Origin of the sequence: Microcoleus sp. CAWBG640 (genome assembly GCF_020883015.1) — a bacterium.
Classification (GTDB): Bacteria; Cyanobacteriota; Cyanobacteriia; order Cyanobacteriales; family Microcoleaceae; genus Microcoleus; species Microcoleus anatoxicus.
In genome coordinates this window covers 17774-30208 of sequence record NZ_JAHRFC010000021.1, presented here as the reverse complement: position 1 = coordinate 30208, position 12435 = coordinate 17774, and the positions used below count along the sequence as shown (strand labels likewise).

Annotated in this window: 15 protein-coding genes; 12 read left to right on the top strand and 3 right to left on the bottom strand. The window is 45.6% G+C overall.

Annotated elements, in window-relative coordinates:
* Positions 1 to 39 precede the first annotated feature (39 nt).
* The 7 genes from rplQ (at position 40) to AAFP11_RS13105 (ending at position 5033) form a co-directional block, all read left to right on the top strand.
* Positions 40 to 390 (top strand): 50S ribosomal protein L17, encoded by a 351-nt coding sequence (rplQ, locus tag AAFP11_RS13135; protein ID WP_340518178.1) that lies wholly within the window; start codon positions 40 to 42, stop codon positions 388 to 390.
* Positions 391 to 419: 29 nt separating this feature from the next.
* The gene (gene truA / locus AAFP11_RS13130) at positions 420 to 1262 is read left to right on the top strand and encodes a tRNA pseudouridine(38-40) synthase TruA (RefSeq protein ID WP_341737475.1); all 843 of its coding nucleotides are present in this window, start codon (positions 420 to 422) and stop codon (positions 1260 to 1262) included.
* A gap of 257 nt (positions 1263 to 1519) precedes the next feature.
* The gene (gene rplM, locus AAFP11_RS13125) at positions 1520 to 1975 is read left to right on the top strand and encodes a 50S ribosomal protein L13 (RefSeq protein WP_341737474.1); all 456 of its coding nucleotides are present in this window, start codon (positions 1520 to 1522) and stop codon (positions 1973 to 1975) included.
* Complete coding sequence (gene rpsI / locus AAFP11_RS13120; RefSeq protein WP_341737473.1) at positions 1975 to 2385, top strand: 30S ribosomal protein S9; 411 nt, start codon at positions 1975 to 1977, stop codon at positions 2383 to 2385. Before rplM ends, rpsI begins: the two co-directional genes overlap by 1 nt.
* A 210-nt stretch (positions 2386 to 2595) precedes the next feature.
* The gene (gene rpmE / locus AAFP11_RS13115) at positions 2596 to 2904 is read left to right on the top strand and encodes a 50S ribosomal protein L31 (RefSeq protein ID WP_341737472.1); all 309 of its coding nucleotides are present in this window, start codon (positions 2596 to 2598) and stop codon (positions 2902 to 2904) included.
* 290 nt (positions 2905 to 3194) lie between these two features.
* On the top strand, positions 3195 to 4292 hold the full coding sequence (gene prfA / locus AAFP11_RS13110; protein WP_341737471.1) for a peptide chain release factor 1: 1098 nt from the start codon (positions 3195 to 3197) through the stop codon (positions 4290 to 4292).
* 312 nt (positions 4293 to 4604) lie between these two features.
* Positions 4605 to 5033 carry a hypothetical protein gene (locus AAFP11_RS13105; RefSeq protein WP_341737470.1) on the top strand — a complete coding sequence of 143 codons (429 nt, stop codon included), beginning with the start codon at positions 4605 to 4607 and terminating at the stop codon, positions 5031 to 5033.
* A 33-nt stretch (positions 5034 to 5066) separates the two neighbouring features.
* Here the strand turns inward: AAFP11_RS13105 and AAFP11_RS13100 are convergent, their stop codons facing one another.
* The gene (locus AAFP11_RS13100) at positions 5067 to 5483 is read right to left on the bottom strand and encodes a hypothetical protein (RefSeq protein WP_341737469.1); all 417 of its coding nucleotides are present in this window, start codon (positions 5481 to 5483) and stop codon (positions 5067 to 5069) included.
* Between the two features lie 135 nt (positions 5484 to 5618).
* Between AAFP11_RS13100 and AAFP11_RS13095 the strand changes: the two genes are divergently transcribed.
* Complete coding sequence (locus tag AAFP11_RS13095) at positions 5619 to 5975, top strand: helix-turn-helix transcriptional regulator (protein ID WP_341737468.1); 357 nt, start codon at positions 5619 to 5621, stop codon at positions 5973 to 5975.
* Between the two features lie 412 nt (positions 5976 to 6387).
* On the opposite strand, the gene AAFP11_RS13090 is transcribed toward AAFP11_RS13095, so the two are convergent.
* The gene (locus AAFP11_RS13090) at positions 6388 to 7350 is read right to left on the bottom strand and encodes a glycosyltransferase family 9 protein (protein ID WP_341737523.1); all 963 of its coding nucleotides are present in this window, start codon (positions 7348 to 7350) and stop codon (positions 6388 to 6390) included.
* 173 nt (positions 7351 to 7523) lie between these two features.
* On the opposite strand from AAFP11_RS13090, the gene ispD reads away from it, so the two are divergent.
* The 3 genes from ispD to AAFP11_RS13075 all read left to right on the top strand — a co-directional run bounded on the left by ispD (position 7524) and on the right by AAFP11_RS13075 (position 10491).
* Positions 7524 to 8219 (top strand): 2-C-methyl-D-erythritol 4-phosphate cytidylyltransferase, encoded by a 696-nt coding sequence (ispD, locus tag AAFP11_RS13085; RefSeq protein ID WP_341737467.1) that lies wholly within the window; start codon positions 7524 to 7526, stop codon positions 8217 to 8219.
* Positions 8220 to 8339: 120 nt separating this feature from the next.
* Positions 8340 to 8990: a Uma2 family endonuclease gene (locus AAFP11_RS13080; RefSeq protein WP_341737466.1), complete on the top strand. Its 651-nt coding sequence runs from the start codon at positions 8340 to 8342 to the stop codon at positions 8988 to 8990.
* A gap of 451 nt (positions 8991 to 9441) precedes the next feature.
* Positions 9442 to 10491: an agenet domain-containing protein gene (locus tag AAFP11_RS13075; protein WP_341737465.1), complete on the top strand. Its 1050-nt coding sequence runs from the start codon at positions 9442 to 9444 to the stop codon at positions 10489 to 10491.
* 133 nt (positions 10492 to 10624) lie between these two features.
* Here AAFP11_RS13075 and AAFP11_RS13070 read toward each other — a convergent pair whose 3' ends face one another.
* The gene (locus tag AAFP11_RS13070; protein WP_341737464.1) at positions 10625 to 11557 is read right to left on the bottom strand and encodes a LysR family transcriptional regulator; all 933 of its coding nucleotides are present in this window, start codon (positions 11555 to 11557) and stop codon (positions 10625 to 10627) included.
* Between the two features lie 16 nt (positions 11558 to 11573).
* Here AAFP11_RS13070 and AAFP11_RS13065 point away from each other — a divergent pair, with 16 nt between their 5' ends.
* Positions 11574 to 12419 carry an ABC transporter ATP-binding protein gene (locus AAFP11_RS13065; RefSeq protein WP_341737463.1) on the top strand — a complete coding sequence of 282 codons (846 nt, stop codon included), beginning with the start codon at positions 11574 to 11576 and terminating at the stop codon, positions 12417 to 12419.
* Positions 12420 to 12435: the final 16 nt, after the last annotated feature.

Here is a 12435-nt window from a genome sequence, read left to right as displayed (position 1 = left end):
TACCAATTACCAATTACCAATTACCAATTACCAACTGCTATGCGTCATCGCTGTCGCGTCCCCCAACTCAATAAACCCGCTGACCAGCGTCGCGCACTACTGCGCTCGCTGACCACCGAATTAATCCGTCACGGTAAAATTACTACTACTCTCGCCCGCGCCAAAGCGCTGCGTTCAGAGGCGGACAAAATGATTACTCTGGCAAAAGATGGCTCCTTAGCCGCTCGCCGCCAAGCTATGGGCTTTATCTATGACAAACAGTTAGTACACGCACTGTTTGATGCGGCAAAAGAACGGTACGGCTCACGTAACGGTGGCTACACCCGCGTGGTGCGAACTGTCCCCCGTCAAGGAGACAATTCCGAAATGGCGATCGTCGAACTGGTTTAATTCAATTTTGGGTTGGATATTTTTGATTTATGACTGAAAATCCCAAATCGGAAATCGACAACCCCAAATCGATGCAGCGTGTTGCTCTTGTCATCCAATATCTCGGCACTGACTTTCACGGTTGGCAGCGACAGCCGAATCAGCGTACAGTACAAGAAGAGATTGAAACAGCAATTTCCACTGTTCTAGAGCGTCCGGTAACGCTGCACGCGGCTGGGAGAACTGATGCGGGAGTTCACGCCGCGGCTCAAGTAGCCCATTTTGATGCCGATGGCCCAATTCCAGCTCACCGCTGGGCAAGCGTTCTCAACTCTCGACTGGCAAAAGATATTTTAATTCGAGCTTCGGCAAAGGTGGAACCTACCTGGCACGCTCGGTTCTCAGCCAGTTGGCGGCGCTATCGCTACACCCTTTATACAGACCAGACTCCTAATTTGTTTGTGCGTCCTTTTGCTTGGCATTATTATCACGCCCCTGTGGATGAATCTTTGATTCAGGCAGCTATGGTACCCCTGATCGGGCACCACCATCTAGCAGCTTTCCACCGCGCGGGGTCTGCCAGGCCGCATTCTTGGGTGGACGTACAAGCAGCAGAGTGTCACCGTTGTGGGCCTACGATCTATATCGAGGTTCAGGCGAGCGGGTTTCTGTACGGGATGATGCGGCTGCTGGTGGGTTTGCTGGTGCAGGTGGGTCGCGGGGAAAGGGCGATCGAAAATTTTACAGATATCTGGGTCAACGAACGTCGAGAATTGGTAAAATATGCCGCCCCCGCTCAAGGTTTGTGCCTGCTGCGAGTTGGCTATCAAGACTTTCCCTTTTCTCAAGATGTCTGGTACGACACTCAGCCAAAATTAGTCATTAGTCAGTAGTCAGTAGTCATTAGTCATTAGTCATTAGTCAGTAGTCAGTAGTCAGTAGTCATTAGTCATTAGTCATTAGGTAACTACTAATATAAACTAAGGACAACTGACAACTAACAATTAAAAGCTGACAATTAAAAACTGACAACTGACAATTAAAAACTGACAACTAACAATTAAAAACTGACAACTAACAATTAAGAACTGACAACTGACAACTGACAACAGTTAACAGTTAACAGTTAACAGACAACTCACAACAAACAATGAACAAAAGTTACGTCCCTACTCAAGACTCCCTAGAGCACAATTGGTACGTGGTCGATGCCGCCGACCAACGGCTCGGTCGTCTGGCAACTGAAGTTGCCATGTACCTCCGGGGAAAACACAAACCAACTTACACTCCTTCTATGGATACCGGCGATTTTGTAATTGTCATCAATGCTGACAAAATCGCTGTTACTGGCAAAAAACGCACCCAGAAAATCTATCGTCGCCACTCTGGAAGACCGGGCGGCATGAAAACCGAAACTTTTGCGAAATTGCAAGCACGTTTGCCCGAAAGAATTGTCGAAGAAGCGATTAGAGGAATGCTGCCTCACACAGCATTGGGCAGACAACTGTTTACCAAGCTGAAGGTGTACGCTGGCCCTGAGCATCCGCACGCTGCTCAAAAACCACAAGAATTAATTGTTCACACGATTCCAGGAGGAAATGAGTAATGCAAGCAACAGATACCGGCCGCGCGGTGTACTGGGGTACTGGCCGTCGCAAGTGTTCCGTAGCACGAGTACGTTTGGTTCCCGGCACTGGGATATTGACTGTCAATGGTAAAGATGGGGATTTGTACTTGCAATTTAACCCAACTTATTTGGCCCTGGCTAAGGCTCCTTTGGAAACTTTGGGTCTGGAAAATGAGTACGATATTTTAGTAAAAGTCGAAGGTGGCGGGTTGACAGGTCAGGCTGACTCCATTCGCTTGGGTGTCGCTAGAGCACTGTGCCAATTAGACCCTGATAACCGCAAACCTCTCAAGATTGAGGGGTATTTGACTCGTGACCCGCGGGCGAAAGAGCGGAAAAAGTACGGTTTGCGGAAAGCTCGGAAGGCTCCTCAATACTCCAAGCGGTAATCGAGAGAACCAGGAACAAGTCCGAGGGAAGAGGGAAGAAGGAAGAGGGAAAAATTATCCAGATTCCATCCTCCTTTTTTTCAAGGTCTATTTCTGATCCCCGATGGGTGCTTTCACATCCCATCTGGCAAAATCACGGCGGCTGTTGGTACGCAAGTCCGAGCACGGCTAAAATGGTTGTAAAGTAAAAAAAATAGAGAGTAAAAAACAATGGCGAAAGCTGGCATTCACCCTCAGTGGTATCCCGAAGCTGAGGTTTATTGCAACGGGGAACTTGTGATGACTGTTGGTTCTACTAGACCCAAGCTGCAAGTTGATGTTTGGTCTGGGAATCATCCTTTTTATACTGGGACTCAGAAGATTATTGATACTGAAGGTCGTGTGGAACGCTTTATGCGGAAATATGGCATGACGGAAGTGGAAATGCCGAAGGCAGATGCTTCTTCTGGCCCGATCAAAATGGAAGACCCGAAAGCGGATGCTGCTAAGGCTGCTGCTAAAGGCAAAAAGAAGAAGTAGCCGGATTGTCATTTGTCCGCAGTTTGTTGAGAGTAGTTTTTTTCTACTGACAATTTACCGCCTTCGGATTGCAGATTTTAGATTGAAGACTTGCCCTTGCCAGCAGTTGAGTTGGATCGACATTCTATTCCAACTGCTCTTCAATAGACATCTCCCCAAAAGGCTAGCAAGGGCAGACCCCATGCGTACCCCACAGGAATTATTGGAGATGTCTAATTCTAAAATCTCAAATCTCAAGTCTCAAATCTCAAATCTCAAATCTCAAATCGATTGACAGAGGACAACTGACAATGGCTGAATCTTATTTACTGGATAAATTGAAGTCGGTAGAGCAAACTTTTCATGAGTTGACTCGCCGCATGGCTGACCCGGATGTCGCTAGGGATAATTATGAGTTTCAGCGGGTAGCGAAGGCTCGATCGTCCTTAGAAGAAGTGGTCGATACTTTTGATCTGTGGAAAACCACGACTGATGATTTAGCAGGTGCGAAACAAGTTCTGAAAGAGGCTGCGGGCGATCGAGAATTGCAAGAAATGGCTGCCTTGGAAGTTGAGGAACTTGAATCGAAGCTGGAAAATTTGGAAACCCGTTTGAAGGTTTTGCTGCTGCCGCGCGATCCCAACGACGATAAGAATATTATGTTGGAAATTCGGGCTGGTACTGGTGGAGATGAGGCTAGTATTTGGGCGGGAGATTTGCTGCGCCTGTATTCGCGTTACGCTCAAACTCAAGGCTGGGTGGTGAAGTTGGTGAGCGAGTCGCTGGCGGAAATGGGTGGCTTTAAAGAGGTGATTCTGGAAGTTACGGGCGACAGTGTTTACAGCAAACTGAAGTTTGAGGCTGGGGTGCATCGGGTGCAGCGGGTGCCTGTGACTGAGGCGGGCGGCCGGGTACACACTTCGACGGCGACGGTGGCTGTGATGCCGGAGGTTGATGAGGTGGAGATTCACATCGATCCGAAGGATATTGAGATGAGTACGGCTCGATCGGGCGGTGCTGGCGGCCAAAACGTGAACAAGGTGGAAACTGCTGCGGATTTGTTTCACAAGCCGACTGGGATTCGGATTTTCTGTACTGAGGAGCGCAGTCAGTTGCAGAATAAGGAGCGCGCGATGCAGATTTTGCGGGCTAAGCTCTATGAAATGAAGTTGCGCGAGCAGCAGGATGAGGTGAAGGAGCGGCGTTTGGCTCAGGTTGGTACTGGTTCGCGATCGGAAAAAATTCGCACTTACAACTATAAGGATAATCGGGCTACCGACCACCGTTTGGGGGAGAATTTCTCGCTCAATACTGTTTTGGAAGGGGATATTGAGGGGATTATTCAGACTTGCATTTCTCAGGATCAGCAGGAACGTTTGGCTGAGTTGGCTGCTTCTACTTCTAATTGATTGGTTGATAGGGAACTTAGGCGCATTTTTGGGTGTGCCTTTGTTCTGTGATGACTTGGCGGATGTAATCGGTAAAAAATGATACCAATTTCATAAAGTAGCACGACAGATCTACCCCCCCCAACCCCCCCTTGGTAAGGGGGGGCTAAGAGTTCCATCTATAGCAGGACTTTATGAAAATGGTATGAGATCTTGCACCTTTCTCAATTAGCTGTAATCGAAAAAAACAATTTTAATGGAGTTTAATAGGAAGTGAAATTTAGGGTACTCGAAACACTAATTGCTAGTTCTATTCTTCTATCAATTTCATCCTTGTCATCTGCTCAAAGTAATCAAGAAGATTCTACAATTCTACCCACAGGAACTTACTACTCTCAAGGAACCATGTTCAATAATTCCCGGAGAGAAATTGCACATAAAAACAATAGAATCTGTATTAAGATTGTCAAGGGCCCTGCAAATCCTTACAAGGGAGTGGAAGATATCACAATTAGCAGCGTGTCTTTTCAAAAGGGCAAATTCTATATTGATGCTACCGGAGAAGAGTTAATCTTAGAAAAAAATGGAAACGTAATAAATAGTGGTCGTGGTGGTGTATGGGAGTATAGAGGCACGTCACCAGATCCCAGGAGTCAACCTATACAGGCTCAAAAAATGGCAGAGTGTGTAGCGGCTCAAGGACGATATGTACAGAAGATGCAAGGAATATCCATCTCAGGAATTGATTTTCCCAAGCATTAACCATGATCAACATAGGTGGCGGTTAATGGGGGACTAGGCGCAAGCTAGGCTGAGCCTTTGTTCTGTGATGACTTGGCGGATGCGGTTGAGTAGGGCTTCCCAAATTGCATCGGCGATCGCCACTGGATACTTGAAATGTTCCAGGTCATACTGTACGATGATTTCTAGGGGTGCTAAGGTTTGCTGGTTTCGACAACTGGTAATTGTGGCGATCGCCTCTTGCTGCCATCTGGCAAACAGTCTATAGCTGAAAAAGGAACTGCATTTTTGTCCTTTCTGGTTCAGGTAAACGACTATTACTTGGTGCTGTTTGGGATACACTTTGACTATGCGGTTGACGGGCATTCTGAGGGCTTCGGCTGCTTCTATTTTGGAGATTTGCCAGCACTGGGGTTTGAGCCAACCGGAGGCTGTAAGGCTTTGACGTGTGTGGCGTGTCTTGCGATTCATTTTGCTCTCCCCGACCGATGATAAATAAAATTACGATTTTAAAAGTATTTACAGAATAACTGGTAAATTTTTAGCTGTCAAGCACGAAAGACAAATTTGTTGGTAGATAAGTAAACTAGGAGTTGTGTTTATCTGGTGACTAATACTGTGGACTCAGAAGCTAAGAAAAAACTGAGCGAAGTTGTGAAGCTAGCGCGTGGCGACCTGAGTTTTAGCGCTTTTGGTAGGCTATTGGGAGTCTCTGGTGCTGCTGTTCAGTATTGGGAAAAAGGTCAGGTGCTCCCGGATACGAAAAATTTGACTCAGATTGCGGCAAGAGCGGGCTTTACGATGGAAGAGTTAATGGCTCATCTCGAAGGCAAACCAATGCCGGAACCTGTCAATACCAACGAGCTGCTTAAGAAAATTCAATGTATGCCGATTAGTGAGTTAGCAGTGATTGGTAGAGCTGTGATGGATAGACTCGCGGCGGCGGCTGAGTCTTCTGGGTAAGCACAGTTGAATGGATCGAAGGTGCGATCGCCCTTAAAAATTTTTACCACTCATGGTCATAACAAAGTCAGTAGTTTGTCAAGAAAAAGTATACTTTAACTCAAAATGTATGCTTCTCCGAAAAAGACATGATTGGATATGAAGTTGATAGCAGCGACGTAGCTTAAGTCAGATTTCTAAGGTCATTGATTTTGTTATTCAAGTTATCATTGTGGGGTCTACTATTGTATGTCTTGGAAAGCCTGGGGAGCTTGTTGAAAAACGAAGAGCGAAAGAGGAATTACGGAAAACGATTCCTCGTCCCCAGGCTTTGCCTCCTGTGAAGCTGCGATAAGCGAGGCAGAGCAAGAGTGATATGGGTTCCCAGGCAGAGCCGGGGAACCAGCTTGCATCAGCTAAGATATCCTAGTTTTTAGCCGCCCCAAACTTTCTTTAAAACATCTTCAGGAGAGATGTCGGCCATCTTCCCAGTAGGAGATTTAATGCCCAAAAATCGATCGCTCTTAGGTAACAATTTTGCTGGATCGGTGGGGCCGAACAAAGCTATTGTATAAGTTTGAACCGCTACAGCTAAGTGCATGGGCGCACTATCTGTACACATCATCAAATTAGCCGCAGCAATCATGGCGGCTAATTTGCCAACATCATCGGGTGATGTCACTTTCACCTGGGGACACAACTTGATTAGTTGGGCCACAAAACCAGCATCTTCTGGCCCTTGAACCACCACCACTGGTAAATTTGGCTGTCGCTTTTGACAATCTTCTATTATTTGCTTCCAATTGTCGATCGGGTAAATTTTGTCAATACCTTTAGACACAGCTAACTGACTAGAACCGCCGTGAATTAAAATGTAACCACTTTCTTTAATCCCCAACTGTTGCTGTTGGGCTTCCGCCCACTGAATGTCCTGTTTTGGTACATTAATTGCGATCGCAGGACACGGATTTTTAATGTTGAATCCTTGCAGCAAATCGTGGTACATTGAAGCTGCGTACTGTTGTGTTTTCAGCGGTACGGGATTGGTGAGAAATAAACTATTGTTGCTTCCGGCATAGCCAACTCTCTGGGGAATGCCCGTCAGCCATAGCAAAAGTCCGACTGTCCAACGCTGACCCAGGGAAATCACTGCTTCGTATTCGCGATCGCGAATTACACCTAGCAAATTACCCCAATCCGCCATCGCATTCCGGTCTTTGAAATTGTAAGTCAAGACTTCTTTGACAGACTTGCAGACTCGGTAAGCACTTTTTGCCCTCGGTTCCACCATGACATCAATTTGAGCATCGGGATAACACTGTTTGAGGTCATCAAGAGTGGGAAAAAATAAAATTTGGTCGCCAATTCCACCAGGGACAAGTGCTAGTATTCGCATCATAAACGATCGGACTATTATTTATACAAAGTAGCTCTCAGCGATCGGCTTTCAGCTATCAGCTTATAGTATTTCTAGACCTTAAAAGCTACGGGCTGACAACTAAACCACTGATTGAAGAGTACAGGACGCTCTTATTATATATATGTAGTTGGGTTAAAAACGGTTAGTAAATGCACTTATTAATTCCTGCGGCGGGTTCGGGGCGACGGATGGGTAGTCAGCGGAACAAACTGCTGCTGACTTTGGTGGGAAAACCTTTGTTGAGTTGGACTTTGGCGGCGGCTGAGGCTTCGGGGCACATTACCTGGATTGGTATCATGGGCCAGCCTGATGATTTTCCCGATTTTGAAGCAATTTTGAGCGATTTATCTTTGACTAAGCCTGTGAAACTGATTCAAGGTGGTGCCACCAGGCAAGAGTCAGTTTACAACGGTTTGCAGGCTTTGCCTGCTGAGAGCGATCGAGTGTTGATTCACGATGGGGCGCGATGTTTGGCAACTGCTGAATTGTTCGATCGCTCCTCAGAGGCACTTTTGAGCTGTCCCGGCTTGATTGTTGCCATCCCGGTCAAGGATACGATTAAGGTGGTGGATGAGCATCGAATTGTGCGAGACACACCGGAAAGGAGCAATTTGTGGGCTGCCCAGACTCCCCAAGGATTTGAAGTGCAATTATTGAAAAAGTGTCATCAAGAAGGCCGAGAGAAAGGTTGGGAAGTTACTGATGATGCCGCTTTGTTTGAAAAATGCGGCTTACCAGTGCGAATTGTGGAGGGAGAAGAGACTAATTTGAAGGTGACAACTCCCGTTGATTTAGCACTAGCTGAATTTATTTTGCGACAGAGAACACTGACAGTTGACAGGTGACAGTTGGCAGTTGGTAGTTGGCAGTTATTACCAATTACCAATTACCAATTACCAATTACCAATTACCAAATCTAAAACCGATAGTGTTATCCTATAAATATCATAGCTGGAAATAAACATATGATTTCTGTTGTGCCGATCGCACCACCGTTAACCCTAGGCGAAAAGCGAGTGGTGTTTAGAGATATTAGTTGGGAGGGTTATCAACAACTGCTCAAGATTTTTGGCGATAGACGAGCGGCTAGATTGATATTCGATCGAGGGACTTTAGAAATTACCATGCCTTTAGAACAACACGAATTCTCCAGATGCTTAATCGAACGACTGATTATTATTTTGGCTGTAGAACTAAGTTTGAAGATTAAAACAATGGGTTCAACAACCTTAGATCGATCGGACCTAGAACGCGGTGCAGAACCAGACAATGCCTATTACATCCAAAATCAGCCCCTCGTAGCCGGTCGTACCGTAGATTTAGCCACAGATCCAGCACCCGATTTAGTAGTAGAAGTAGATATCACCCATACTGATATTAATAAACTAGCTCTCTATGCTAGTATGGGAGTACCGGAGTTTTGGAGATACAATGGTAGAGAATGGCGGATTTATCAGCTAGAAAACTCTGAGTATTTAGAAGTGTCTGTCAGCCCCACTTTTCCGATTCTCCCCAAAGAAAAGCTCTACGAATTTTTGGCAGCAGCGCAGTTAGATGAGGTAGAAGCAGAGGTGAATTTCCGCAACTGGGTGAGAGAGATGGTAAAATCTAAGTAGCGAATCTATTGCAAATTTGATGTTTCATAATTGTCAATTACCTGTTTAGGAACTGCACTTTTTGTCTGAAATGACAGTCCGGAGTTTTGAGATATGCGATCGAAATAACAGAAGATCTGCAACGTCTTGGCTAGACATTGTGTAAACAGGTGGGTCGTCTTCATCTGTTTACGGGATAGAATTAAGAGGAAACATAGCATAAAAGACTAGGAGTCAACCCTATGTAAGCCATCCTGTTGAGCAGCGAAGAAACCGAATCTACGAGGGCGGAATTCGTCAACAGGTCGAGACCGAGCAAAATATTGGCAAAATGTCTATCGTGGTCTAAACCTCACCCTAGAATCTGAATCAACTATCTAATCGGAGGTTTTTGCGGGTGCGGAGCGATCGCAAAAACGTCTTTACTCGTATAATTGGAGGTGCAAACATTTGACAAAACAAGGAAACCCTTATGGAATGGAACCCCGAAACAACCTGGGTTTTTGCAGTCGGTCTTCTGGAATGGGAGGATTCTGAAACCTTTTCCCCTTTTCCCGATGCGGTTGAAGGACGATTTGACGCACAGTTGGTAGATTTTTTTCGCGAAAGTGGGGTTCCAGATCAGCAAATTATCTATTTGCAAGACAAAGAGGCTACCTTAGAAACTATTCGGGAAAGTTTACCCGAATTTTTGTCTAATACGGATGAAGATCACCTGCTGATTTGGTATTTTACCGGACATGGTGGCTGGGATTCTGACACGGGCGAATATTACTTTTACAACTACGACGCGCAAGCTGACGATACGGAAACACATTGGGCAATTTCTTCGATCTTTGATGATATTGAGGAAAACTTTAATGGATCGAAAGCCTTACTTTTGGCGGATTGCTGTTATTCCGGCGGGTTGATTGATGAAGTGAAACTTCGAGATACTGAGATTTCCTATGCCTGTGTCACCTCTGCCTATGCCCACAACACTTCAACGGGAGAATGGACTTTTACGGCATCGTTATTAAAGGGATTGCAGGGCGATCCGGTGGTGGATTTAGATAAAGATGGGATGATTACGCTGTACGATTTTGCTCGCTATGCTGAGTTAGAAGTAGCATTTATCGAGGATCAAAAGTCGATGTTTATCACGACGAATCACTTCGATCCGCAAATGCAGTTATCGATTGTTGAAGGAGATAGCGATCCGCATTTTGGCAGGCGCGTAGAAGTCGAATACGAAGAAGAATGGTACAAAGCTAAAATCTTGGATAGGAATGAAGACGACGAGTTTTTAGTGTATTATATCGCCGATCGTACCGAAGAATGGGTGACGGGCGATCGCATTAGTCCCTACGAACCCGAAATGTATGAGATTGGTTCATCTGTGGAAGTGCTAAATGAGGACGAGGAGTGGTGTCCTGCGACGGTGAAAAAAGCTTGGTATGGCTTACACTATATCAGCTACGATGATTATGATGAAATTTGGGACGAGTGGGTTGGGGGCCATCGTATTCGAAAATTAGAGTAAATTACTCACCGACAATCAGGTGCGGTGATTCTTGATATTACCAGAAATCAGGAGACGGCAGTGCCGTATCCCTACAATACTAATAATTCTTGTGGAACAGGCATCTTGCCTGTTCGAAGCTGGCGTTGGTTTCTCATGAAGGGTTGATCGGAAACTCGCCCCCAATATCAACCTCTGCGGCACTTGTAACTAAATCCAAAAATGCAAACACAGCCGGAATTAACAACCCATCCCGCAACACAGCCACCCCAATTACCCTCTCAAAATCCTTTGGCAAACTGCAAACTTTTACCTTGGCTGGTATCGGTTCCGCCGCCAAACGTGGCAGAATTGCTGTACCCAAACCTTGCACCACCATACTGACAATAGTTGAATCTTCGCTGAGTTCGTAAGCGATATTTAAGGGAAACTCTGAAGTTGCCAAATACTTGCGAAGTGGTATCGAACAAGCCGTTTCCGGCGGCTGCAAAATCAGCGGATAAGCAGCTAATTCTTCCCAAGAAATCTTAGCATTTAGTAATTTGGCACTTGGTGGCAGTAATACAATATATTTATCTCGTAAAATTTCCCTTGTTTCAAATTCATTGGAGATGGGAAGAGAGACAAAGCCGATGTCTGCTTTGCCCGATCGCAAAGCCTCTTCCACAGCCTGGGTATAATAGACTTCGGTGATGCTGACGGCAATCTTGGGAAAGCGATCGCGAAATTTGGCTATAATACCAGGCAGGATATGAGTTGCGACACTCCGAAAAGTAACTATCCGCACCTGGCCACCCTGCAAACCTTTTTCTAAATCCGCTTCTTTCAGCATCATTTCTAAGGCGCGGGCTATTTGATGTCCATGAATCAACACCCTTTCTCCCACAGGTGTCAGTTGAGCACCATGTCGCCCCCGATGAAATAGCTGCACTCCCAATTCGGTTTCTAAAGTGGCGATGGCGTGGCTGACTGCTGACTGGGAAAGTTCTAATTGCAAAGCTGCTTCGCTAAAGTTTGCACAGTCTGCTACTGCTATTAAAGCCTGAATTTGAGAGAGTTTCATCCGCCGCGTATTGATTTCTTTCATATAACCAATAACTGATATGTCTAAATGTATTCTGGAATTTCATGAGACTTTTTACTCCTACCCCTGTAGTTCGCGATCGGCAATTCATGGCTTAAACCTCAAAGTACCCGCCGGGAAACGTTGCGGGCTAATCGGTCAAAATGGGTGTGGCAAAACTACATTTTTTCTATTAGCAAATGGCTTGTATCAACCGCAGCGGGGAATCATTAGCTGGGAAGATGAACCCTTCCGCTACGATCGCAAATATTTGATGCAATTGCGCCAACAAATCGGGCTGGTATTTCAAAATCCTGAACATCAATTAGTTGCTTCGACGGTGGAAGAGGATATCTCCTACGGGTTGTACAATTTGGGTTTGCCCCAACCGGATATTGCTAGAATGGTTCAGGAGGCGATCGAGCAATTTGATTTAACTGAATTAGCTACTCAACCAATTCACAATCTCAGTTTAGGACAAAAAAAGCGCGTGTCGATCGCTGATATCATGGTTCTCAAACCCAAATTACTGCTATTAGATGAACCTACAGCCTATCTCGATCCACGCCATACGGGACAACTCATCGGTTTACTCCAAGAAATTCACGCCAGTGGTACTACAATTCTCTTAGCAAGTCACGATCTAGATTTTATTTATCGCTGGGCTGATTGGGTGTTTGTGATGGATGGGGGACAACTGATTTTAGAAGGAACACCGGAAAGCGTTTTTGCTCAACGGGAGGTTTTGGAAAAATTGCAGCTTGGTGTACCGCTGGCCATCGAGTTGATGGAGCAAATGAGGGCTATGGTTGAGAAAGATGATAGCTCACAAATGCACACTTTTGAGCAATGGCAACAACAAATTTTACAAAATCGGCGACTTTAGTTATGGGTTTTTGGTT

Excerpts from the sequence above, each read along its gene's own strand:
- AAFP11_RS13080 (WP_341737466.1), top strand. The coding sequence starts at position 8,340 with ATGATTTCTGTTGTGCCGATCGCACCACCGTTAACCCTAGGCGAAAAG.
- rpsI (WP_341737473.1), top strand. The coding sequence starts at position 1,975 with ATGCAAGCAACAGATACCGGCCGCGCGGTGTACTGGGGTACTGGCCGT.
- AAFP11_RS13065 (WP_341737463.1), top strand. The coding sequence starts at position 11,574 with ATGTCTAAATGTATTCTGGAATTTCATGAGACTTTTTACTCCTACCCC.
- truA (WP_341737475.1), top strand. The coding sequence starts at position 420 with ATGACTGAAAATCCCAAATCGGAAATCGACAACCCCAAATCGATGCAG.
- rplM (WP_341737474.1), top strand. The coding sequence starts at position 1,520 with ATGAACAAAAGTTACGTCCCTACTCAAGACTCCCTAGAGCACAATTGG.
- AAFP11_RS13075 (WP_341737465.1), top strand. The coding sequence starts at position 9,442 with ATGGAATGGAACCCCGAAACAACCTGGGTTTTTGCAGTCGGTCTTCTG.
- prfA (WP_341737471.1), top strand. The coding sequence starts at position 3,195 with ATGGCTGAATCTTATTTACTGGATAAATTGAAGTCGGTAGAGCAAACT.
- AAFP11_RS13070 (WP_341737464.1), bottom strand. The coding sequence starts at position 11,557 with ATGAAAGAAATCAATACGCGGCGGATGAAACTCTCTCAAATTCAGGCT.
- rplQ (WP_340518178.1), top strand. The coding sequence starts at position 40 with ATGCGTCATCGCTGTCGCGTCCCCCAACTCAATAAACCCGCTGACCAG.
- rpmE (WP_341737472.1), top strand. The coding sequence starts at position 2,596 with ATGGCGAAAGCTGGCATTCACCCTCAGTGGTATCCCGAAGCTGAGGTT.
- ispD (WP_341737467.1), top strand. The coding sequence starts at position 7,524 with ATGCACTTATTAATTCCTGCGGCGGGTTCGGGGCGACGGATGGGTAGT.
- AAFP11_RS13100 (WP_341737469.1), bottom strand. The coding sequence starts at position 5,483 with ATGAATCGCAAGACACGCCACACACGTCAAAGCCTTACAGCCTCCGGT.
- AAFP11_RS13090 (WP_341737523.1), bottom strand. The coding sequence starts at position 7,350 with ATGCGAATACTAGCACTTGTCCCTGGTGGAATTGGCGACCAAATTTTA.